This window comes from Paenibacillus paludis (assembly GCF_042610515.1).
GTDB lineage: Bacteria > Bacillota > Bacilli > Paenibacillales > Paenibacillaceae > Paenibacillus_AQ.
This window is the reverse complement of record NZ_JBGJZP010000031.1, coordinates 1-22,684: the sequence shown is the minus strand read 5'-3', so window position 1 is coordinate 22,684 and position 22,684 is coordinate 1. Positions and strand designations below refer to the sequence as shown.

Below are 22,684 nucleotides of genomic sequence, written 5' to 3'. Positions count from 1 at the left end.
ACTACGTTGAATCAGCCCTCTATCGGCGTCATTCTCGCCCAAATCGGAACACCTGACGCCCCCACCGCCAAGTCGGTACGCCCTTATCTGCGGAGGTTCCTCTCCGACCGCCGGATCATTGATTATCCCCCTCTGCTGTGGCAGCCGCTGCTGCGCGGAATTATTTTACGGGTAAGGCCGCGCCGGTCTGCCAAGCTCTACAGCGAAATCTGGCTCAAGGAAGGTTCCCCACTGCTGCTTCATTCACAGGCCCAGGTGGCCGGACTGCAAAAGCTGCTCGGCAGCCGTTATCAGGTGGAGCTGGGTCTTGCCTACAGTGAGCCCGGCATGGAACAGGCATTTGCTAAACTGGAGTCCTCCGGAGTGACCCGGATCATCGTGGTCCCCTTGTTTCCGCAATATTCTTCTACTACCACAGCATCCGTCTACGACGCCGCCTGCTTTGCCGCTCTCGGGCGCCGCAGCGCTGCCGGACCGGTATCCAAACGTTTTGTACCCGCACTCCGGTTTATGGAAGCCTACTATAATGCACCGGGGTATATCCTTGCCATGAAAGAGCTTTTACTGCGAGAACTACGTAAAATAAACACTAAACCGGATTACTTCGTGCTGACCTTTCACGGGATTCCCAGCAGATATGCAGAGACCGGAGACCCCTACCCGGAGCAGTGTCTGGAAACGGCCCGCCTGCTCGCAGAAGCGATGAATTGGGCGTCCGGGGATTGGCAAATCTCATTTCAATCCCGTTTTGGCCGCGAGGAATGGATCGGGCCATCTACAGAGGATGTCCTGAAGGGGCTGGCCGGACGCGGGATTCAGCGGCCGATGATTTTTTCACCCGGACTTGTGACCGATTGCCTGGAGACATTGCATGAGCTTGCTGTGGAAGGAAGAGAGCAATTTGCTGCCGGAGGTGGACAAGCAGACTCCTTCCTTGCCGCCCCCTGTTTGAACGACAGTGAAGAATGGCTGGACTTTCTGGCACAAATGGTTAGTGAGAACGCTCAAGGCTGGCTGAAGTAAGCTGTTTTATAGTGCATTTGAACCCATAGTAAATAAAGTATCTACATAGAATGAACTTGAGAATATACATTTAGGGAAAAGTAGCGGAGGGGAATTTTGGAACTGGAGGAGCGATAGCGTCCGCCTGAAAGCTTTCCGCAGGAAAGCTCACTTCGGAAGCATGGGCAAGGTTTGGATTTCTACCGCGATTCGCGGTTAAATTCAGGAAATCCAAACCTAACAGCGGCCGGAAGTCCAAATATTCTCTGGAGTCACGGCCAATCCCAAAATAGAAGAATTATAAGTTCAATCTATATATCAAAGAAATAAGCCGCCCCTTGCGCAGATGAACACTGCGGACAGGGCGGCTTATTAAATGCGGGTATGATAGAACTGTGCACCAATCTCATGCAGTCAGTTGTTTGTATTTGGAGGTCAGTTCCTCAAACCATTGTTTGTCCTGGAGGGACAGTGCAAAATCAATCAGTTCGGCAATTTCTCCCGGCTGCAGTTCCGGTGAATCATTAAAGCTGACTTCCGCAGATACTGTTGCCGCTCCGTCTGCGCCTTCGGCAAAATCATAGGAGAAGCTGAGCTTGATGTCGCTCTCCAGAAATTCATTGCGCAGGAAGTAGAGCACTTCACACATCAGAACCGGTCTGACATGATTGTCGAAAACACATTCCATAACTTTTGCCCAGTAATGCTGGTTGTTGAGATGCAGCTTGTCATTCGTTAAGAGATATTGTTCTCCTTGAAAATCATTCACAAATCTCAACTCAAGCGGCTCCATTTTAAAAATACCGGCAATTTGCTTTATAGTAATATTCACGATGTCCTGCGTTTCTAATTTGATCATCTCATCCACCCCGTTCCATATATTTGAACTTTCAGTCATTTTGTCTGATAATCACGATTTGGCAATAATTTTAATTAATTTATAGGTATTATCGTCTATTTTCATTATTTTGTTAATGTTTTTCATTAAAATTTTATAATAAATAGTTTCAATATGTGATGAAATGGTTAAATATATGCCCTCAAATCTAAGAAAATACCTTTCCCCTGCGACTTCCGACTCAAAAAAGGGCTTCCCCTCATATTGCCACGCCGCCATATAAGGACCAATTTCATAGCGAAATGGGGTATCTCTGTCTGCATTCAGACTAAGAGACACCCCATTTAGTAGAGCGCATTCTATTCAATTCAAACTTGTCACTATAAGATTAAGACAGCCTTAGCAAAATAATGTTACAAGCTGAATTCCCTCTTCCGGAGAGATGCGTACCAGTCCTTTATCCGATATGCGCAAGGTCGGAATTACCGCAAGCGCAAGCAGTGACAGCGTCATAAAAGCATAATTCAGTGTGCAGCCCGCATCGTACAGAGCTTTGCTGATAGCAGCGGACTGGGCGGCTGCGGTCTCAAACGGTTCTGCGGACATAAGTCCGGCAATTGCAAGCGGGAACAAGGTCGTGCCGCCGCCGGTAATTACAGCCACTCCACCCTGCGCTTCAGCTACAGCCCGGGCGGCCTTGGCCATCAGTTCATCATCGTTGCCGATGATCAGCACATTGTGGCTGTCGTGGGCAACGGTCATGGCGATTGCCGCCGGTTCATGGAAGCCAATCCCCTCCACAAGCCCGACCGATTTGTTGCCGGTTCCTTTATGCCGTTCGAATACAGCGATTTTGCATAGGCCGTCTCCCACCTGCAGCTTGCCGTCCTTCACGGGACGCTGCACAATGAGTTCACCGGTCTCCACATGGTTCTCGATGACCTTAATGACCCGGACAGCAACACTGCCTGACTCCACGGGAGCATGGATAATAAAATCATCAGGAACCGGAAGCTGCGGCAAATGAACGGACGCCAGCACTTCCTGCGGGTAGGTGAATGCCGGCAGCGAGGCCGTCATGATGCCATTCTCGGCCACGACCACACCTGCGGCAATGGTCATAACGACGTTGACATCGGCCAAATTCCCGTCCAGCAAAATAATATCTGCGCAGGAGCCCGGAGTAATTGAGCCGATATCGCGGGCTACCCCGAAGCGCTCGGCGGTATTGATCGTTGCCATCTGGAAGGCAGTGACAGGCTTCACACCCTGGGAAATGGCATGGCGCACCACAAAATCCATATGTCCTTCATCCCGCAGTGATTCCGAGCTGCGGTCATCGGTAACGAGCATCATACGGCGCGTCTCCAGCCCGTGTTCGGTATGCGCTGTGATCGTCTTCGCCACATCATGCCAGGCGGAACCGCGGCGCATTTTGGCATACATCCCCAGACGGACACGCTCGATCACATCTTCTGCGGTAACACACTCATGGTCACCGGTTACACCCGCTGCCGCATAGACCGGTAGTCTCCAGTCACTGGACGGCCAGGTAAAATGCCCATCCACGTATCTGCCGGCCCGCAGTGTAGCCTGGATCTCGCCGAGCATTTTCTCATCGCCGTAGACTACGCCCGGAAAGTTCATCACCTCACCGAGGGCAATGACATCCGGCCCCCAGGTATAAGCCTCCGCCACTTCCTCCGGTCCGATAGAAGCGCCGGTTGTTTCGAATTCAGCTCCCGCCGAAGGCACACAGGACGCTACCTGCATATAAGCGGCAAGCGGTGTGCCGCGCATCTCATCCAGCATCAGCTTGATGCCCTTCAGTCCGAACACATTGGCAATCTCATGCGCGTCGAAGAACCCGCCAGTTGTCCCGAGCGGCAGGACCGCACGGGCAAATTCCGTTGCTGTCAGCTGTGTGCTCTCAATATGACAATGTCCGTCAAGCAGTCCCGGAGCGATATATCTGCCGGCTGCATCAATGACCTGCGTGCCTGCTCCTATCGTGTGCGAAACATCCTTGCCGACATAGGCGATGCGTCCCCCCTGTACCGCAACAGACATTCCCTCCAGAATTTCACCGGAGATTACATTGACCAGCTTCCCGCCGGTTATTACCAAAGATGCCGGCTGATCGCCGCGGGCTGTAGCCACAAGCTCAGGCACACAATCCGCCAAAGGTTTTCTAATATAAGTCATGACTTCCACTCCCCTCCGATATCTTGCACATAACTACAAACTGAGTTACAGCGTTAAACAACTATGACCTTGTATATCAAGTGGAAACGGCTCGCCGTCTTCAAAAGGACGGTATCCGTTTATGCGAGAAATAGAAGGATAATTTATAGCGAGAAGCATATAAATTCATATATTTTAAGAAAAACGGCCTTACTGCCCTTTGCAGGACGCAAGCCGTTTCTTGGTTAAAGCGCAGGCCGTCCGTTTCATCCGGACAGCACCTGTTACCTACATTCGACCGGCTGCAGTATTCAACCGATTATCTTACTTTTGCATCATATACGTCAAGTGCCGCCTGAACGCCAAGCCCGGCGGGAACAGCATGCCCATGCCGCAGCAGCGCCCCCTCCAGCGCACCGAGCAGGCGCAGCACATTATTCTCCCGGCAGCTGAAGCCCATCGTACCGATGCGCCAGATCCGCCCTTTTAACGGCCCGAAGGAACTGGCAATCTCAATGCCGAAGCGTTCCAGCAGCATTGTCCGCACGGCTTCCCCGTCAACGCCCTCAGGAATCAGCACACAGGTCACCACCGTCAGTTTGCTCTGCGGATCTCCGTACAGCTTCAGCCCCATTGCCGTAAGTCCGGCAACTAGCGCCGCTTCATGCAGCGCATGCCGGGCATGCCGGGCCTCCAGCCCTTCCTCAAGCACCAGCCGCAGCCCTTCGCGCAGCGCATAAAGCATGGAGGTCATCTCTGTATGATGATTCAGCCGCTGGGGGCTCCAGTAATCCTGAAGCATTCCCAGGTCAAAATAATTGCTGCGCACAAAATCCAGCGCTTCAGCCTGGACCTCACCGGTCCTCAGGCCACGCTCCACCCGCTTGCGCTTCAGGAGCTTGGCCTCCGCCCGTGCATTGTACGTAACCGGGGCCATGCCCGAAGGAATGGACAGGCATTTCTGCGTGCCGCCGATCACGGCATCCAGCATCCAGGCATCCGTCTCCACGGGCACACCTCCGATCGTCGCCACCGCATCCACAATCAGCAGGGCATCCTGCTCACGGCAGGCCCGCCCGATGCCGGCCAGCGGCTGCACACGTCCCGTGGAGGTCTCTCCATGTACGATTGCTACGATATCAGGCTTGAAGCTCTTCATGGCTGCAATCACTTCCTCGGGGTCAAACACGCAACCCCATTCCTTCTCAAGCGTCAGCACCTCTGCCCCGCAGCGTTCGGCGATTTCATGCAGCAAATGGCCGAAGCGGCCAAAAATCGGGATCAGCACCCGGTCCCCCGGAGCAATCAAACTGACCATTGCCGCTTCGATTCCGGAGCGTGAAGTGCCGTCCACAGGGAAAGCCCATTGATTGTCCGTAACGAACAGTTCCCGCAGCATCTCCATCGTTTCATTCATAATACCCGTAAATTCGGGATCGAACTGTCCCAATACCGGAAAAGACATGGCCCGCAGCACGCGCGGATCGACTTCCACCGGACCCGGGGTCATAATGCACCGCAGAGACGGCGACAAATCTTCGTACCGCTTCATAATCATCTCTCCCTAGGCTAACTCAGCTCTCTTTATAGGCTAATTCATATAACATAGCTGTTAAGACATCCAGCCCGGCTGCCAGCTCCTCCGGCGACGAGTATTCATCCGGGGAATGGCTGATTCCCGCCCGGCTGGGCACAAAAATCATGGCTGTCCGGCATCCGGACGCAAACAGCTGGGCATCATGTCCTGCTCCGCTGATCATGGTGCGGAAGGTTTTCCCCTGACTCAGGCAGATCTGTTCCAGCGTCCTGCTCAGGCCTTGATCCATAGGCGCAGGCGCTGTGGACAACGTCCTGACCACTTCCAGCGCTAGTCCCCGCCTGGCTGCAATGTCCTCAAATCCAGCCATCACTCCAGAGCAGAAGCTCTCCAGCCTTTTCGCCTCACTGTGGCGGATGTCCAGCGTAAACTGCACGTCCCCCGGAATAACATTTGGTGTGCCCGGGTAAACCTCAAGCCTGCCTGAAGTGGCTACCAGCGGATCTCCGGCTTCCACCGCAGAGCGTTCCAGCTCCAGCAGCATTTCCGCTGCACCGGCAAGCGCATCCCGCCGGTGCAGCATCGGTGTTGTGCCTGCATGATTGGCAGTTCCGCCGACCTTAACGGTAAAGCGCCTCTGGCCGGCGATGGCCTGCACGACCCCAATCTGCAGCGCGGATTGTTCCAGCACAATCCCCTGTTCAATATGCAATTCGACAAAAGCGCCGATATCTGTTCTGGCTGCCGTTTGTCCTGCCGCAACAGCTTTATGATCTCCGAGATCCCGGAGATCTCCTAGCGGGTGCTCCGAGCTTAAACCGCAGGCTTCCATCGCTGATTTTATCGTTACACCCTCTGAATCGGCGGCAGTCTCAGCTTCGCTTCCATCATATAGGCCCGTAACATGGCCCGATCCCCAGAAGGTCAAGGGAAACCTGCTGCCTTCTTCTTCGCTGAAGGATACAACCTCCAGGGTCCGCAGCGGCTGCCCGAAGGTCTGCTGCAAATAATTCAGAGCCGTCATGGCGGCGGCTATTCCATAAGCGCCGTCATATTTGCCGCCGTTCAGAACCGTATCAATATGAGATCCGGTTAATATCACTTTACTGTCCGGTTGTGATCCGCCGAGCCGTCCATAAACATTCCCCACCCTGTCTGTCCTGACCGCCAGGCCCATCCCGGCCATCCGCTCCTGCAGAAACTGCTGGGCCTGAAGCCATTCCGGTGTGTACAGCAGCCTGGTAACCCCGGGTCCGGGGGCGCTGAAAGCAGCAAGCCCCTCCAGCAGCATCAGCATCTCCCGGGCCGGTGCCTGAATCAGCGGCGTATTCATATAGAGGGCTGCCCTTCATAGGTCCGCAGCCATTCCCCGCCGCCTTCGGCCACCACACCTTGTTCCGCGTTGTAGACAACCGTACCCCGGCTGAGCGTTGCCATTACCTTGCAGGACAAGGTCATTCCGGTATAAGGACTATGTTTATGACGGTATAACAGATCTTCTGCCGCCAAGGTATAGGAGTGATCCGGATTCAGCAGTACCAGATCGGCATCCAGCCCGGGTGCGATCGAGCCTTTACGGTGATCCAGCCCGAATCGCCGCGCCGGAAGTCCTGACAGCAGCGCAGAAATCTGCGTAACTGGCAGTCCACGCACATTCACTCCTTCGTGGAACATCAGTTCCAGGCTGCTCTGTGCGCCGGAAATACCGCCCCACGCTTCAAAAAAAGACAATCCGGGAGCAAGCTTAAGCTCTGTCGGACAAGGCGAATGGTCCGAGGCGATGAGATCGATTTTACCGTCTGCGAGTACCTTCCACAAGCGTTCTTGTTCCTCCAGGCTGCGCAGCGGGGGTGCACATTTGGCCAGCGGTCCCAGTTCCTCCATGTTATCCCCACTCAGGATGAGATAGTGGGGGCAGGTTTCCGCAGTAACATCAAGGCCGCGCAGCTTGGCAGCATGAATCATTTCAATCGCGGCAGAAGTGCTGATATGCACGAAGTGCAGCCGGCAGCCGGTTCGCTCACTGTATAGCAGCGCTCTGGCTACCGCCTCCAGCTCAGCTTCCGCCGGGCGGGAAGCGGCAAAATCGCGCGCTCCGGTCCGCCCGCTGCGCAGGGCGTCGGCCGACAACACCGCCGTCAACTCCTCGCTCTCTGCATGCAGTGCAAGAATGCCGCCGAGCGCAGCAATTTTCTTCATCCCTTGGTACAGGGTATCATCGTCCACCTCGCGGAATCTCCCCTCCCCTTCACCGCCGGGGTTGGAGATAAAGGCCTTAAAGCCTGTAACCCCGGCTGCCGCCAGCTGCTCCAAATCTTCCAGATTGCCGGGAACGAGTCCGCCCCACAGCACATAATCCACTGCAGAGTTCCCGGATGCGGCTTCTGCCTTGAGCTGCAGCGCGGCTTGATTGACCGTTGGCGGGTTGCCGTTCAGCGGCATATCTGCATAACAGGTGATGCCTCCTGCCGCCAGCGCCGCCGAACCGGTACGGAAGCCTTCCCAATGGCCCAGTGCCGGTTCATTAAAGTGGACATGCATGTCAATCATGCCCGGCAGCACATATAGTCCTTCCGCATCAAGGATGCGGGTATCCGCTCCTGCCGCAAGCTGCTTGCCGAGGGCAGCGATCTTGCCGTCCTTCACCCCGATATCCAGCTTAAGCACTTCCCCGGGGAGCACTACATCTCCATTTTTGATGATAAGCTCATAGGTTACTTCCATGAATCGGTCACCTCCGGTCATCTGATCTTTATGATTTCATTAGCTTCCCCGGTACGTGCTGTACCCTCCGGGAGCTACCAGCAGCGGAACATGATAATGGGCGGACGGATCAGTTATATTGAAGCGGATCGGGATTTGTTCGAGAAAGAAAGGGGCGGCTCCATCAGCACTGTTCCCTTCTCCGGAGGCTTCAAACAGCAAACCGCTGCTGCGAAAATAATCTCCGGCCATAAACAGCAGCTCATAGCTGCCGGCTGCCAGTTCTGCACCTTCCAGCAGCGGAGCGTCCAATCTGCCATCGGCATTCGTTACGGCTTCGCGCAGCAGTGAAGCTGCCCCGTCTTCCAGCCTCCATAGCTGAAGTGCCATGCCGGCAGCAGGGATGCCCCCGGACAGGTCGAGAACGTGGGTAGTCAGCCGCCCGCTCATGCCGGAATCCCTCCGGGAACCACGGTACTAACTATAATCCGGCATGGCAGTCCATCCCGCAGATATATCCTGCGGAGCATGCACCGGCCCCCGTCCTTCCAACCTGACTTCAGCAAGAGAGATATATCCATCACACGGATGCCAGCCCACTGCCAAGCTTTTTCCGTTGAATTTTCAAAGTTGAAGTTATTGGAACCTTTCGTTCCATGCTTTATTAGTTCAATCCGATGTTTAATCCAATGTCCGTTCAGTGGTCTGTTCAGTTGCTCATCCAATTGCTCATTCTGCCGTCTTTTGGCGTGTACCTTCATCCGTTCCGGCATGGTGATCCCTCCTGCGGGTTGTGTAGTGAATGCAGCATTGATTCAGTTTTAGCTGCATCGTTTTAAATGCATCATTTTTCTTCCGTTATCAGATCGCGGAGCCGGAAGCTGGTGATTTTGCCGATTTCATAGAGCGCCTGCTCCCATTCCTCCGCCAATGAACGGTTGACCCGTTCCCCGATCGCTTTGATAATGTCATCCTTGTTTTTGCCGCGTACAGCGAGAATAAAAGGGAAATGAAACTTCTCCGTATACGCCGTATTCAACCCGGTCAAACGCTCGAACTCAACAGGCGTCAGCTGATCCAGACCTGCCCCCTGCTGTTCTGCCGCCGACAGCGGCGTGACCTGCAGCCGCGTGGCCAGATCAGGATGGGACCTCAGCAGCTCCTCAATCCGGCTTCGCTCCGCACTTCGCGCCGTTTCCAGCATGACACCGTGCAGCTGTTCCACGGACTGAAAAGGAATATGCCCGTAAGTCCCCTCCGCCACCCAGGGTGAATGCTCAAATATCCCTCCAAGGATTCTCACGAATTCCTCTTTGCCAAGCCCATTAATCTTATCCAGCGTTAAAAAATCATCCGGCACAGTCATCGGTCCGCCCCGCTTTCTATCGCTTTGTTTACTGCACGCAAGATCCCGCCATAACCGGTGCAGCGGCAAATATTCCCCGACAGCGCTTCTTCCACTTCCTCCTGCGAAGGCGACGGATTCTCCTCCAGCAGGGCGACTACCGAGATCACCATCCCCGGTGTGCAGTAGCCGCACTGAAATCCTCCCTCTTCCAGAAAAGCACGCTGCACAGGATGCAGCCCCGCTTCACTGAGCCCTTCAATGGTTGTAATCTCCGTTCCCTCGCATTGATAAGCCATCGTCAGGCAAGAGTTGACCGGCCGGCCGTCGATCAGAACCATGCAGGCTCCGCAGCGGCCAATTTCGCAGGATCTTTTGGTTCCGGTAAGCTCCAAATCCTCGCGCAGAATACTCAGCAGCCGGCGGGACGGCGGAACCTCCTTAGATACCGCTTTGCCGTTGATGATGCAGTTCAATGTGAACCCCGCCCCGCTATCCCTCGCTGCCTGTTTTGGCGCAAGTCCAGGTTGACTATCCTTGATGTCCAATTCGTAGTTATCCGACATGCGTCTTCACCGCCTTCTGCGGAATAAACGGCGTAGCCTGCAGCCATTCGGGCTCGATCGGCAGCCGGTTGACCCGTTTGTGAACCGCCTGGAATACAGCAGAAGCGACTGCGGGGGCCAGATTGACCGAACCGACTTCCCCAATGCCGCGGGGGCCGTAAGTATCATGCTCCGGTAAATCTTCAATCGGCTGCACCTGGATGCTGCCGTTCATATCGACAATCGTAGGAACCAGATACGTATCCATGTTCTTCGTTACATAGCTGCCGCCAGCCATTACCGCATCTTCCGTTAATGCAAAGCCGATGGCCATACTGCTGCCGCCTTCAATCTGTCCCAGATAGCCTTGCGGATTGGCAACGGGACCTGCCGCTACCGCATGATACTGATCGGTCACGCGGACCCGTCCGGTCAGCAGATTGATCTCCACCTTAACCGCGATGGCGGAATACGTGTACAGAAAATGGGCACCCACCCGTTCCAGCTTGGTGGTCGGATATTTGAACACTGTCTCACAGACAATCGGCTCTGTGATGCTGCGCGCAAGCTCCGTATAGGACAGCAGCAGCCCGCCATCCTTATGCCGGATTCCTCCGGGGCCGGGCTTCAAGCCTTCAACCGCTGCTCCCGTCCTGGCCGCTGCGGCTTCCAGCAGCCGGGCTGTAAAATCCGGATGCAGCCGCTTCAGCGCCATCCACATCATGCTTGTGGAACGGGAAGCAGTGCTGGAGCCGCTGTCCGGCACTACATCCGTATCGCCAATGACAATCCTAAGGTCATCTGCGGCAAATCCGTACTGCTCGATCAGCATCTGCTCCAATGTCGCTATCAGCCCTTGGCCGAACTCCTCGTAGCCGAAGACAGCCTCGATCTTGCCGTCCAGTGCCAGCGACAGCCGTCCGCCTCCCGGATCGGGAATACCGTAACCGAGACCTGCGCCGTGCATGGCGATCGCTGCGCCGGTTCCGGTCACAATCCACGGCTCCTTCGGCATCGCAGCCGGAGTACCTGGAGCCTCTGAATCATCAGCTCCAACATGAGGCAACTCCGCTTCCTGCATCAGCGGAGATGCCGCCAGCGCCTCCCACACCTGCATCGCCCCGTGCGTCTGGGCGATCTCCTGCCCAAGCGGCCCTGGATCGCCGTAGCGCCGCAAGTTCCGGCGGCGCAGCTCCCACGGATCCAGATTCAGCCGTTCAGCGAGACGGTCTACCTGCCCTTCCAGGGCAAAGATCGCCTGATTGCCGCCAAAGCCGCGAAATTCACCGGATACACCATTGTTCGTATATACCGCAAAGCCCTCCACCTCCACATGGCGGATCTGATAGGGACCTACCACATGCTCTGTGGCAAAATTCAGCACTTCCGCCCCCAGTGTCGCATAGGCCCCGGTATCAGAAATAATCCGCACCTGATGGGCCATGATCATCCCCTCGCTGTCGCAGCCGGTCTTCATTGTAATCTTCATGGGATGGCGCTTCAGCCCGGCGCGCACCGATTCCGCGCGGGAATTATGCAGCCGGACCGGACGCCGGGTCCGCAGTGCGAGCAGCGCTCCATACGGCTGGACATTCAACTCGTCTTTGCCGCCGAACGAACCGCCGATCGGACTGGAAATGACCCGGATATCCTCCTCCGGGAGATTCAGTATCCGCGACAGCTGCCTGCGGTCCATCAGACCATGCTGTGTTGCTGAGTAGACCGTAAGCCTTCCGTTTGACTCCGGGATAAACAATCCGCCTTCGGTCTCCATGTACGTATGCATCTGGCGCGGCGTCCAGTAGGTCTCTTCCACAACATGGGCACAGCCTGCGAACGCCGCTGCCGGTTCGCCCTTGCGGTATTCCGTATGATGAAGCACATTACCCTCTTCATGCAGCAGGATCGCCTCGGGCTTCATGGCTTCCTCGGCATCCTCCAGCAGCGGCAGCAGCTCATAGTCTACTTCAATCAGCGAAAGCGCATATTCGGCAATTTCATCGCTGTCCGCAGCTACAGCAGCAATCGCGTCGCCGGTATAACGCACCCGGTCGCTGCAGAATACTGGCTGATGCGGCAGAGCAATGCCGAAGCCGTTCAGCCCGGGCACATCCTCATGGGTAATGACCGCATGTACTCCAGGAACCTCAAGTGCCTTTGCCGTGCGGATAGACAGAATGCGGGCATGGGCCTGATGGCTGCGCAGCACCCGTCCGGTCAGCATCCCTTCGGCGCTCATGTCGGTTAAATACTGCAGCTTGCCGGATACTTTCCCCTGCCCGTCGGGCCGTGTACGCCAGCGGCTTCCGCTGGCTTCCTTGTTCAGCAGCATTCCCCTCACCCCAATCCACCTAATTTTCTATAACGTTTACTTTCCTCCGCCTGCATTCAAGCCCTTCCACAATTCAGAAACGATGAGATTGCCCGCGGTTTTCCGCTTATAGGCTTCGGTGGCAAAAGGATCGCTATATGAGTCAAAGCTGCTCTCCACCGCCTCGTACACTGCAGCCATCAGACTGTCGCTGTAGACAGCACCCTCCAGAACCGCTTCAGCCGCCGGAAGCCGCTGTGGTCTGCTGGTACCTCCGCCTGCTGCAATGCGGACACCATTCAAGCTGCGGCCTGCGGCATCGAAAGTTGCCGCAACAGCTATGGTAACGAGCGAGGCTGTAAAGGCATCCCGCCGCCCCACCTTGCGAAAGATCTCCAGCTTACTCCACTCCTCGTGTTCATAGCCTGCCGAAGGAAAGCGGATCCCGGCAAGAAGTTCAGCTGCCGGCTTCTCTCCGCTCCAGCGGCGTTTCAGCCAGGCTTCGACAGGCTGCACCGAAAGGAATTTGCCGTCAAAGGAGGCCACTTCGGCATCGTAAACCAGCAGCGCCGGGAGAATATCTCCATAACCGGAAGATATATTGCCGCCAAGTGTAGCCAGATTGCGCACTGCGGGTGCGGCGATGTTGCGCGCCGCCTCCTGCACCGCCGGAGTGATCTCCCGCAAATCCAGGTTCCCGCGGCATTGCGACAGCGAAACCAGAGAACCTATGGTTAAATAATCTTCGGCGAGTCCGATTTCACCCATCCCGGCGATATTCCGTAAATCGATCATCTGCTGCGGCAGAGGAGCCGTCCCCGCTTCCCATTGCGTCCGCAGCAGCGTTCCGCCGGATACATATACGGCTCCTTCGCCTAATATCGTCTTCAGCTCCCATGCCTCCTGCAGGCTGCGGGGCTGATGCACTGCCGGGGGAGCCGGCTTTTCACTCCATATAGCTCCCATCACTTCCGCCTCCTCACCAGTTGGCATTTCTTCCATGCATTATATTCATCTCGCTGATTCAATCACCGCCGCTGCGTCAAAAACGCTGCTCGCGGATATAAGGTGTACCCAGTGACTCCGGCGTGCCGGATGGTTTGTTGCGGTTGCGGTAACCGAGGTACATCAGCACGAGAATCGTTACGACGTACGGAATCATCTTAAGGAAATAAGGCGGAATTGCACTGCCGAGCAGCTGAAGGCGGAAACCGAGCGAATCCAGTGCACCAAAGAAATAAGCGCAAAAGAGGGCACGCAGCGGATTCCATCTGGCGAAGATCACCAGCCCGACGGCAATCCAGCCGCGTCCTGCCGTGAGGCCTTCATTCCAGGTTGGCGCGTATGCCAGCACCATATCCGCACCCGCAAGGCCGATCAATGCCGCACCGGCTGTCACGTAGCTGTAGCGGATCAGCTGCACGCGGATCCCCATAACATCCGCCGTGGCCGGACTGTCCCCGACCGCACGTAAATGCAGTCCCCAGGAGGTATGGTGAATCAGCAGATGCAGCACCAGAACGAGCAACAGACTGAACCAGGTCAGGTAATCCAACCTGCCGAAGAGATCTCCTATCACCGGGACTGACTTGACCCAGCCTAGATCCAGCTTCGGCGAAGTTCCCGGCAGCGGCAATCCGCTGATGGACTTGCCCAGATAGGCGCTGAGCCCGCTGCCGAACAAGGTCATGGCCAGGCCGGACATCGTCTGGTTCGCCCGGAGTGTGACGGTGAGAAACGAATGCACCAGGCCTAGCAAGGCGGTGACGGCCACCGCTGCGAGCAGAGCCAGCAGCAGGCTGCCGCTGCGGATGTAGATGATGCAGGTGGTTACCGCCCCCATCAGCATCAGCCCTTCAGCGCCAAGCTGGATAATCCCTGCACGCTCATTCAGGATGCCTCCTAGTGTAGCCAGCAGCAGCGGCGTTCCGGCGGAAATGGCGGCTATTAATAACTGTGTAGTGAAATCCATGGCTTAACTCCCTTCTCTCAGCAGAAACAGCTATGCGCTCCGGCGGAAGCGGAAACGGTGAATCATATCCCCTGCAATCAGGAAGAACAGGATCGAGCCCTGCAGCATTTCCGAAATGGACGAAGGCAGTCCGATGGTCTGTACACTATAGCCGCCGACAATCAGGCCGCCGAAAAGAATCGAAGTGACAATCAGTCCGAGCGGATTCAGCTTGGCAAGCCAGGCGACAATGATCGCAGTGTATCCGTAACCCGGAGAAATCCCCTGCATCAGCTTATGCGTAACTCCGGAAACCTCTGCCATTCCGGCAATTCCGGCAAGACCGCCGCTAATCAGCATTACGACAATAATATGGCGTTTGATATGGATACCTGCATAACGGGCAGCCGTCGGATTGGCACCAATCAGCCGCAGCTCATAACCCCAGCGGGTAAACTTAATCATCAGATAATAGATAGCCACAGCGACAAGGCCGAAGATCAGCCCAATGTGCAGCCTTGTGGTACCGAGAACCGGCAGGGACTGGGCGGCGGTAAACATCGGAGAGCCCGGGAAGTTAAAGCCCTTCGGATCTTTCCAGGGCCCGAATACCACATAATCAAGGGCAAGCAGTGCAACGTAATTCAGCATCAGTGATGTAATCAGCTCATTGACCCCGAAATGCGTCCGCGGAATTGCCGTCATCAGTCCCCAGAGCGCACCTGCGGCAGTGCCGAACACCAGCATCAGGGAAATGGACCAGAATGAAGGCAAATCGGGAAAATAAATCGTCACTGCCGTAGCTGCCATCGCTCCGACCGTCAATTGTCCTTCCGCGCCGATGTTCCAGACGGAAATCCGGTAGGCTACAGCAATGCCGAGTCCGCAGAGCAGCAGGGGAATGGCCTTGACCATCGTTTCGGTAAGACCGTAAGAGGTGCCAAAAGCACCGCGGAACATCTTCTCGTATACGACCACGGGACTCATACCGTTGGCGGCAATAAACACCGCGCAGAGCAGCAGGGCCAGAATGACAGACAGAACGGGAGTCCACCACGGAGAGCGGGTTCGGCTTGAATCATACTCCAGCCGCAGCTTGGACCGGTTGCCCGGTTTGGCCGGAACAGGATCAAGCACTGCAGCATTGCTTATATTCTTCGGACTCATACGGCGCTCTCCTCCCTATTCTGAATCCCGGCCATCAGCAAGCCAATTCTCTCTCTATCTGCAGTCTCATGGTCACTTTCCCCAATGATCGAACCGTTATAAATCACCAATATCCGGTCGGATAATTGCAGCAGTTCATCCAGATCCTCCGAGATGAGCAGCACTCCGCTGCCTGAGCCGCGCAGCTCCATCAGCAGTTCATGGACACCGGCTGTCGCGCCCACATCCAGACCTTGCGTCGGGTGAACCGCCACCATCAGCTTAGGGTTGTGGCTGACCTCCCGGGCAAACAGCAGCTTCTGCTGATTGCCGCCCGACATTTGCTGGACTGGCGTATCCAGCTCGGGAGTTTTCACATTGAAGCGCTCAACCAGCTCCCGCGACCAGGAACGGTTCTTCGCCGCCTTCAGAAAGCCGAGTTTGGAGTGCTCTTCACTGCGGTAGGACTTGAACAGCAGATTGTCCACTGAGCCCAGCCGTCCGGCAAGGCCGCTCTTCATCCGGTTCTCCGGCACATGAGATATTCCCGAATCAATTGCGCCCCGCACCGAAGCCGCTTTTACCGGACTGCCGTCAAATATAATCTCGCCGCTCCGCCAAGTCCTAAGCCCCGTAAGCACTTCCGCCAGCTCCTTTTGTCCATTGCCGGCAACACCTGCGACTCCTACGATCTCCCCTTCATTTACAGTCAGGGACAAACCGTCCAGCGCTTTACGGCCGTGATCGGCAGCGACGTCCAAATTCCGCACAACCAGCAGAGCCTCACCTTGGGTAACTTCCCGCTCCTGGCGGCTGATCGTAACCTCCCGGCCCACCATCAGCCGGGCCAGCTCCAGTTCATCTGTCTGCGCCGTGTTCAGCGTAGCGATCATTTTCCCTTTGCGCATAACGGAAATACGGTCGGAAGAAGCCATAACTTCCTTCATTTTATGTGTGGTCATGATCACCGTCTTCCCCGCCTGCTTCATTACCTTCAGCGTTTCGAACAGCTGCTCCGCCTCACCCGGGGTTAACACGGAGGTTGGCTCATCCAGAATGATGATATCCGCGCCGCGGTACAGCGTTTTGACGATTTCCACACGTTGCTGTTCACCGACAGACAGCTGCCAGATCGGGCAGTCTACCGGAAACTTCAGCCCGAAACGCTCAGCCAGCGCCTCAATCTCCAAATGCTTATTTTTCATCCATTTGCTTCCACGCCAGAAAGACGACTTTTCGCCAAGCACGATGTTCTCTGCTGCCGTGAGACTTTGCACCAGTCTGAAATTTTGAAATACCATGCCTACGCCGAGGGATGCTGCATCCTTGGGGGAACGGATTTTGGCCAGTTTACCGTGAATGAAAAGTTCGCCTTCATCCGCCCGGTATACCCCTGACAGCATGCTCATGACCGTGCTTTTCCCTGCTCCGTTCTCACCAAGCAACGCATGAATTTCACCCGCATTTGCCGAAAAATCGACTTGATCGCTTGCCGTTACGGCTCCGAACCTCTTCACAATTCCGCGCATTTCAACTGAATGATTCTGCATTATGGGACGCTCCTTTCCTTATACTTGTAGGACGGGTGGGGAAGGTTCCCCTTCCCGGAACCCGCCCCACCCATAAGGCCATACTGTATGCAATTGTAGAAAACGAATTATTTCGAGATCGTGCCTATTACGCCTTTGGCCAGCCATTCCATGGAGAGGACTTCCTCAAGCGTCAGCTTTTGGCCTTCCTGAACCACAACATTGCCTTTGTTATCGGAGATCGGTCCTGTGAACACATCCAGTTCGCCGCTGATGATCTTGGCTTTGGCAGCTTCCACCAGCTGCTTCACATCCTCAGGAACCTTGTTGCCAAACGGCGCAAGCTCTACCATGCCGTCCGCCATATCCCCGGAGTATTGCTCGCTCTTCCACGTTCCGTCCATTACGGACTGGACAGCCTTCACGTAGTAAGGACCCCAGTTCCATACAGGGTTGGTCAAATAATTGTCCGGTGCGTACTTACTCATATCGGAGTCATTGCCTCCAGCAAACGCACCACGTTCTTTGGCCGCCTGCAATGTGGCCGGAGAATCCTGATACGCCAGCAGCACATCCGCGCCTTTATCCAGAAGACTGATCGCCGCCTGGCGTTCGGTTGCCGGGTCATACCAAGTATTCGTCCACACTACATCCACCTTAATGTCCGGGTTGACACTCTGTGCTCCCAGCGTGAATGCATTAAGATTATAGATAACTTCACTGATCGGAAAAGCTCCTACGTAGCCAAGATGATTGTTCTTGGTCATTTTGCCTGCCGCGATACCGCTCAGATAACTCGCTTGATAATTTTTTCCGAAGTAAGTGCCCATGTTCTCCGCTGTTTTGTAGCCGGAGGCATGGAGGAATTTCACATTGGGGAACTTGCCCGCTACACTCAGTGTGAAGTCCATATATCCAAAACTTGTAGTAAATACGATGTCATGGGACTGTGCTAGCTCCGTGATGATACGTTCTGCATCGGCACTTTCCGGAACATTCTCTACGAAGTCCGCTTTAATGCCGAGCTCTTTCTCCATGTACAAACGGCCTTGATCATGCTGATACGTATAACCGCCGTCACCAGGAGGCCCGATATAGACAAAAGCAACCGTCGGCTTCTCTGCTGCCGGCTCTGTTGTTGCCGCCTCTGATGTTGTACCCGCATTGGTTGCCGCCGGTGCTTCTGTTGCATTTGAAGCCGCATTGTTGTTGCTTCCGCAGCCTGCCAGGACTAACGCCATGAGGAACATTAACACGAAGCTGAAAGTAAATCCCTGACCCCTTCTTTTCATAACTCTCCTCCTCCAGGAAATCTCTCCTAATGACCGCAGCCATTAATGTATCTCTACTATACTGAGACCTGAAGGTTACGTAAATTTATATAACATACGTTTGTGCTATTTTATAAGAAGTTTAGCTTTTTTTGTGCTTTACGCACTATAAAGGGGCTGGATAAGCTTGAAATATGTGATTGTTTCTAACATATATCTATAAACCGCTCAAACCATGTCAGCTTCCACTCCTAAGGCTCCATTCCTTGCGGATCTCCCCAAAATCCATTTCTGTGTCAGCATCCATAAAGCAATGGGCGGAATCCGTCTCCAGCACCATCCCCTTATAATCGGGCGAGCGCAAAATCCCTGCCGCACCTTTGTCGCCGTCCAGTCCCTGGAGCACCGTGAACATCTCTTTGGAAAAGAGCGCCGGCGGCATGGCCAAACCTTCATGGGTGCTGGCTACATAGTCCAGCCCCGGATTCCGCTCATAAGTGTCTATCAGCCGGTTCACCAAAGACGCAGTAATAAACGGCTGGTCAGCCAAAGCCACGATGGCGGCATCAGGCTGCATAGGCAGGATCGCATTCAACCCGCAGCGCAGGGAAAAGGATAAGCCCAAGTGGGCGGTCAGGCAGGTTTCCGTACGCCTAGTGCTCCGCTCACCGGCTGGAGGCAGCCATTTGAGGTCATCATCGGCCCGCACGACAACGATTAACGGCGAAAGGGCACAGCGGTCCAGTTCACTGAGCGCGACGCTCCCGAGTGACACCTCTTGCGATAGCTGAAGCGACACCTTGGATACTCCCATTCGTCTGCTCTGCCCTGCTGCCAGATAGATACCGGCTACTTTCAACGCTCTCCACTCCTTTCGGCAGCTCACGCGAGCCTGCCCTTCTGATTTGAATAATCTCGGCCACAATGCTGACTGCAATTTCCTCCGGCCCTTCCGCGCCGATAGACAGCCCTACAGGGGCGTGCAGCGATGCAGGCGGCTCCAGCCCCTCCAGCAGCAGCGCAATCCGGACCTTGGAGCCGATGATTCCGATATAACGCGGAGACACCGGCAGAAGACTTTCCAGAAACTGTCGGTCGCGCTGGGATTGATGGCTGCAGATCAGCACATAATCCTCAGAGGTTATCCTAAGACGGGCTGCTGCCTCGGACGGGGAACAAATCACCCGTTCGGCACCGGGAAATTCATGCTGCAGGCTGCCTTCCCGCCAGTCAGCGACGGCAATCCGAAATCCTGATTTTGCCGCAAGGTCCGCCACGGGACGGGAATCCAGTCCACCGCCAAAGATAACAAGCCGTGGCTTCGGCACGAATAGAGTGTTGAAGAGTTCGAGCGACGGACCGGCTGCTGCCGATGTTCCGGGAAGCGGACTCCGCCCTTTTTCCACCAGACAGCTCCCCCCTGCACTTCTCTGATTAGAAAAAGATTGTTGTTCAGCGCCGAAAGTTTCGACAGTATACCGGTACCCTGCAACGGCGGCAGCTTCACGAAGAAGCATCAGGCTCTCACCTGCGGCCATCCGCATATAGATTTCTCCCAACAGCCGGCGCAGCTCTCCACGGACCGGTTCAAGAATCACTTTGATTTTGCCGCCGCAGCCGACAGCCTCCCCCCAGGAAAAATCATCGGGAGACAGCATGTCATACTCCACCAGTTCCGGAAGGCAGCGATCCCAAACCTCCTGCGTACGAAGCTCCAGGTCGCTCTCCAGGCAACCCGGACTAAGACTCCCCAGGGTTCCTCCTGCAAAAAACAGCATAGCCGCTCCCGGTTTCCGGTAAGAATGACCTTCCACCCCAATCAGGGTTGCAAGCACCGCAGGGGCAGCATTGTCGTGGATGTGCAGTACAATATCATGTGTACTCATATAGCTTGCTCCCTCCTCCGTAATTCCGCCCGTTCAGGGTGGCGGCTCTTGTGCCATACATTTCGCAACAGCCGCTCAGGTTTCGCGCTCCAGCATTTTGCGGAACAGGAATACCAGCTTCAGCCTCATCAAATCATTGATCTTCTTGAAATCAACATCCAGCAGCTCGCTAAGCTTCTCGATCCGGTAGGTTGCGGTATTGCGGTGAATAAACAGCTTTTTGGCTGTCTCATTTACATGGCCGTCATTGTCCAGATAGACCTCCAGCGTGTGCAGCATTTCCTTGATATATTCCGGCTCCCGGCTCAGCAGTCCACGCAGGCTGCCATTGCAATATTTCTCCATTGTTTCTGCCGGTATCTGACTCAGCAGAAGATTCAGTTCAAGCTGTCTGTAATGCACCACATTTCCGTGCGCACCCCAGTGCTGCACCATGCCCATACATTCCTTGACCTCTGCAAAAGCTTCCTTCAGACCTTCCGGCTTAACCTTGGTGCTGCTCACAGCTGCCTGCGGATAATAACCCTTGCCGAACTTGAGATTATGAAAACAATCATTGATCAGCTCACGGAACTGATCGGGACTGTGCTGACCCGCAGGATACAGCGAGAGCAGACCTTCATCCACAACGACATGAATAGCTTTCATTTCCCTCAGTACCGGATGCTCGATGAACTTTTCCTTAAGGCGGAGCAATTCGCCTTGTCTGGATTCCCCGGTGGCGGCCGTATCGGTTAGCAGCAGCTGGAAAGGGGATTGCAGCAGCGTCACCTCCAGCCTGGCGGCAGCCTGGGACAGATCGTTACACGACAATCCGCCGCTCAGGCAACGGCGCAGCAGTCCACTGAACTCCCGGTGCTCAGCATGCTCGAAATAGTCCTCATAACCCGCATGAATATGATAAGAAATCAGTTCAGCTCCTTGAACAAACAGGCTTTCTTCCACAGGTAGCAGCAGAGGATCAATAGAACAATATAAAAGATAACCTGTGCATTTCTCCCCTTGCAGCAGCGGGATACGGAAACCAACCTTGTCACCGATGCGGAAGCGCCCATTGCGGTTCTGCCAAGGCCAGCCCTCCAGCAGTAACGCCGCTGAATACTCCGAATTGTTGTAAATGGCGTCGCCCCGGGCACTGATGACCGCCAGCGGGTAACCGATCACCTCGGATACGGAGTCAAATAACGGACCGCAGCGTCCCGAGCGGAGCGCAAACCGCATCAGCTTCCGTTGCTTCTCCATCATGCTCTGCAGCACGCTTGTGCTGCGCGACAGCTCGGCGCGAAACAGGCCGTTCATCTGGTCCGAGAACGTAAATTGGAACGGCAGCTCGATCAGCGGAAAGTTCAGCGTTTCCGCTTCAGCTACGAGCTTCTCCGGAACAGCGTCCCAGAAACGGCCCAGCTTGATGCCAAGGCCGGCGGAGCCGCGGCGGTTCAGCGTCTGCAGCAGTGCAGAGGCATCCTGGGGACTATCCTTGATCAGATAAGCTGTTGTAAGCAGCATTTCTCCTTCTTTGATCCAATCTGAGATATCAGGGGCATCCATCACATTAATCGACTTGATAATCCGGTGTTTCCCCTTGGAGCCGGCAATCAGTCTGGCTTCGGATAAAGGATAAATGGACAACGCTTCTTCAACCGTAAGATGCATGCCACCCCTCCTTATACAAGTTCATATATAATGAATTCCGTATTTATGTTACTTTATGTAACATTATAAATAAAATGAACCGTTATGGAAAGATAAAAGTGAAAATTTAGATTTTATATGTAATAAAACATAACACGAATCGCAAAGTTTTAACTATTGCTTATGGACCGTCTGCAAAATCATGGAAAAGCAGCCTGTGTATTATGCGTTTATCGCATCAGCATGGGTAGGGCAACCATGAGATTTGCAGCAGCTGACTGCCCTTCGGCTCCTCAACGTTCGATAATTGCACTCTGTACAGTTACTGTGTATTATGCGTTTTATCGCATCAGCAGGGGTACGGCAACCATGAGATTTGCAGCGGCTGACTGCCCTTCGGCTCCTCAACGTTCGATAATTGCACTCTGTACAGTTAAATAGTGAATTTCTCCCGCCACGCAGCCTTTAATTGTATTCCGTACATCTATTTGAGCTGATTTTAGCCGAAAGACTCAAATTCACTGTTTTTAATTGTACAGACTACATCTATTCTCTGGTTTCCGGCTGAATTAGCTCCAATAGTTGCAGAGAATACACCTAAATCATTCATTGTCCAATATGCATACAAGTGGAAACGGCTTCGCCGTCCTCAAAAGGACGGTATCCGTTTCAGCGAGAAATAGAAAGATAATATATAGCGTGCAGCATATAAATTCTGCCCTGAAAATAAAGTTTCTTCAGAACACCAAAGTACACATACCAAAACAAACCCCATGTTTTTTATTTTTTTGAAATCGGCTGTCA

19 protein-coding genes are annotated in these 22,684 nt (G+C 54.6%); 1 reads left to right on the top strand and 18 read right to left on the bottom strand.

The window, feature by feature from the left end:
• Positions 1-6 precede the first annotated feature (6 nt).
• Positions 7-1,023: a ferrochelatase gene (gene hemH, locus ACAN56_RS33165; protein WP_379148099.1), complete on the top strand. Its 1,017-nt coding sequence runs from the start codon at positions 7-9 to the stop codon at positions 1,021-1,023.
• A 385-nt stretch (positions 1,024-1,408) separates the two neighbouring features.
• Here hemH and ACAN56_RS33160 read toward each other — a convergent pair whose 3' ends face one another.
• The 18 genes from ACAN56_RS33160 to ACAN56_RS33075 form a co-directional block, all read right to left on the bottom strand.
• Positions 1,409-1,861 (bottom strand): IDEAL domain-containing protein, encoded by a 453-nt coding sequence (locus ACAN56_RS33160; RefSeq protein WP_038587350.1) that lies wholly within the window; start codon positions 1,859-1,861, stop codon positions 1,409-1,411.
• Between the two features lie 378 nt (positions 1,862-2,239).
• Positions 2,240-4,045 (bottom strand): adenine deaminase, encoded by a 1,806-nt coding sequence (locus ACAN56_RS33155; RefSeq protein ID WP_231578390.1) that lies wholly within the window; start codon positions 4,043-4,045, stop codon positions 2,240-2,242.
• Between the two features lie 298 nt (positions 4,046-4,343).
• Complete coding sequence (locus ACAN56_RS33150; RefSeq protein WP_379148096.1) at positions 4,344-5,576, bottom strand: pyridoxal-phosphate-dependent aminotransferase family protein; 1,233 nt, start codon at positions 5,574-5,576, stop codon at positions 4,344-4,346.
• 22 nt (positions 5,577-5,598) lie between these two features.
• Positions 5,599-6,894, bottom strand: coding sequence for a Zn-dependent hydrolase (locus ACAN56_RS33145; RefSeq protein WP_379148094.1), 1,296 nt, complete (start codon positions 6,892-6,894; stop codon positions 5,599-5,601).
• Positions 6,891-8,285, bottom strand: coding sequence for an allantoinase (locus ACAN56_RS33140; protein ID WP_379148092.1), 1,395 nt, complete (start codon positions 8,283-8,285; stop codon positions 6,891-6,893). Before ACAN56_RS33140 ends, ACAN56_RS33145 begins: the two co-directional genes overlap by 4 nt.
• 39 nt (positions 8,286-8,324) lie before the next feature.
• Positions 8,325-8,714, bottom strand: a complete 390-nt coding sequence (gene uraH, locus ACAN56_RS33135; RefSeq protein WP_038587338.1) for a hydroxyisourate hydrolase — start codon at positions 8,712-8,714, stop codon at positions 8,325-8,327.
• The gene (locus tag ACAN56_RS33130) at positions 8,711-9,037 is read right to left on the bottom strand and encodes a hypothetical protein (RefSeq protein WP_038587336.1); all 327 of its coding nucleotides are present in this window, start codon (positions 9,035-9,037) and stop codon (positions 8,711-8,713) included. The genes uraH and ACAN56_RS33130 overlap by 4 nt, the downstream gene beginning before the upstream one ends.
• Positions 9,038-9,108: 71 nt before the next feature.
• Positions 9,109-9,630: a 2-oxo-4-hydroxy-4-carboxy-5-ureidoimidazoline decarboxylase gene (gene uraD / locus ACAN56_RS33125; protein WP_379148088.1), complete on the bottom strand. Its 522-nt coding sequence runs from the start codon at positions 9,628-9,630 to the stop codon at positions 9,109-9,111.
• Positions 9,627-10,157, bottom strand: a complete 531-nt coding sequence (locus ACAN56_RS33120) for a (2Fe-2S)-binding protein (RefSeq protein ID WP_379148151.1) — start codon at positions 10,155-10,157, stop codon at positions 9,627-9,629. Before ACAN56_RS33120 ends, uraD begins: the two co-directional genes overlap by 4 nt.
• 7 nt (positions 10,158-10,164) lie before the next feature.
• Positions 10,165-12,486 carry a xanthine dehydrogenase subunit D gene (gene pucD, locus ACAN56_RS33115; protein ID WP_379148148.1) on the bottom strand — a complete coding sequence of 774 codons (2,322 nt, stop codon included), beginning with the start codon at positions 12,484-12,486 and terminating at the stop codon, positions 10,165-10,167.
• A 36-nt stretch (positions 12,487-12,522) separates the two neighbouring features.
• A complete protein-coding gene (locus tag ACAN56_RS33110) occupies positions 12,523-13,431 on the bottom strand; it encodes an FAD binding domain-containing protein (RefSeq protein ID WP_379148086.1) in 909 nt (302 codons plus the stop codon).
• A 76-nt stretch (positions 13,432-13,507) separates the two neighbouring features.
• Positions 13,508-14,437, bottom strand: a complete 930-nt coding sequence (locus ACAN56_RS33105) for an ABC transporter permease (protein ID WP_038587328.1) — start codon at positions 14,435-14,437, stop codon at positions 13,508-13,510.
• 30 nt (positions 14,438-14,467) lie between these two features.
• Positions 14,468-15,583 carry an ABC transporter permease gene (locus tag ACAN56_RS33100; RefSeq protein ID WP_038587327.1) on the bottom strand — a complete coding sequence of 372 codons (1,116 nt, stop codon included), beginning with the start codon at positions 15,581-15,583 and terminating at the stop codon, positions 14,468-14,470.
• Positions 15,580-17,112, bottom strand: a complete 1,533-nt coding sequence (locus tag ACAN56_RS33095; RefSeq protein WP_038587325.1) for an ABC transporter ATP-binding protein — start codon at positions 17,110-17,112, stop codon at positions 15,580-15,582. Before ACAN56_RS33095 ends, ACAN56_RS33100 begins: the two co-directional genes overlap by 4 nt.
• Positions 17,113-17,219: 107 nt before the next feature.
• Positions 17,220-18,383 carry a BMP family ABC transporter substrate-binding protein gene (locus tag ACAN56_RS33090; protein WP_038587323.1) on the bottom strand — a complete coding sequence of 388 codons (1,164 nt, stop codon included), beginning with the start codon at positions 18,381-18,383 and terminating at the stop codon, positions 17,220-17,222.
• Between the two features lie 217 nt (positions 18,384-18,600).
• A complete protein-coding gene (locus ACAN56_RS33085) occupies positions 18,601-19,161 on the bottom strand; it encodes an NTP transferase domain-containing protein (RefSeq protein ID WP_379148082.1) in 561 nt (186 codons plus the stop codon).
• Positions 19,109-20,248, bottom strand: coding sequence for an XdhC family protein (locus ACAN56_RS33080; protein WP_379148080.1), 1,140 nt, complete (start codon positions 20,246-20,248; stop codon positions 19,109-19,111). Before ACAN56_RS33080 ends, ACAN56_RS33085 begins: the two co-directional genes overlap by 53 nt.
• Before the next feature lie 75 nt (positions 20,249-20,323).
• Positions 20,324-21,901, bottom strand: a complete 1,578-nt coding sequence (locus tag ACAN56_RS33075) for a PucR family transcriptional regulator (RefSeq protein WP_379148078.1) — start codon at positions 21,899-21,901, stop codon at positions 20,324-20,326.
• Positions 21,902-22,684: the final 783 nt, after the last annotated feature.

Coding starts and splice junctions, on each gene's coding strand:
- ACAN56_RS33160 (WP_038587350.1), bottom strand. CDS start 1,861: ATGATCAAATTAGAAACGCAGGACATCGTGAATATTACTATAAAGCAA.
- ACAN56_RS33155 (WP_231578390.1), bottom strand. CDS start 4,045: ATGACTTATATTAGAAAACCTTTGGCGGATTGTGTGCCTGAGCTTGTG.
- ACAN56_RS33150 (WP_379148096.1), bottom strand. CDS start 5,576: ATGAAGCGGTACGAAGATTTGTCGCCGTCTCTGCGGTGCATTATGACC.
- ACAN56_RS33145 (WP_379148094.1), bottom strand. CDS start 6,894: ATGAATACGCCGCTGATTCAGGCACCGGCCCGGGAGATGCTGATGCTG.
- ACAN56_RS33140 (WP_379148092.1), bottom strand. CDS start 8,285: ATGGAAGTAACCTATGAGCTTATCATCAAAAATGGAGATGTAGTGCTC.
- uraH (WP_038587338.1), bottom strand. CDS start 8,714: ATGAGCGGGCGGCTGACTACCCACGTTCTCGACCTGTCCGGGGGCATC.
- ACAN56_RS33130 (WP_038587336.1), bottom strand. CDS start 9,037: ATGCCGGAACGGATGAAGGTACACGCCAAAAGACGGCAGAATGAGCAA.
- uraD (WP_379148088.1), bottom strand. CDS start 9,630: ATGACTGTGCCGGATGATTTTTTAACGCTGGATAAGATTAATGGGCTT.
- pucD (WP_379148148.1), bottom strand. CDS start 12,486: ATGCTGCTGAACAAGGAAGCCAGCGGAAGCCGCTGGCGTACACGGCCC.
- ACAN56_RS33110 (WP_379148086.1), bottom strand. CDS start 13,431: ATGGGAGCTATATGGAGTGAAAAGCCGGCTCCCCCGGCAGTGCATCAG.
- ACAN56_RS33105 (WP_038587328.1), bottom strand. CDS start 14,437: ATGGATTTCACTACACAGTTATTAATAGCCGCCATTTCCGCCGGAACG.
- ACAN56_RS33100 (WP_038587327.1), bottom strand. CDS start 15,583: ATGAGTCCGAAGAATATAAGCAATGCTGCAGTGCTTGATCCTGTTCCG.
- ACAN56_RS33095 (WP_038587325.1), bottom strand. CDS start 17,112: ATGCAGAATCATTCAGTTGAAATGCGCGGAATTGTGAAGAGGTTCGGA.
- ACAN56_RS33090 (WP_038587323.1), bottom strand. CDS start 18,383: ATGAAAAGAAGGGGTCAGGGATTTACTTTCAGCTTCGTGTTAATGTTC.
- ACAN56_RS33080 (WP_379148080.1), bottom strand. CDS start 20,248: ATGAGTACACATGATATTGTACTGCACATCCACGACAATGCTGCCCCT.
- ACAN56_RS33075 (WP_379148078.1), bottom strand. CDS start 21,901: ATGCATCTTACGGTTGAAGAAGCGTTGTCCATTTATCCTTTATCCGAA.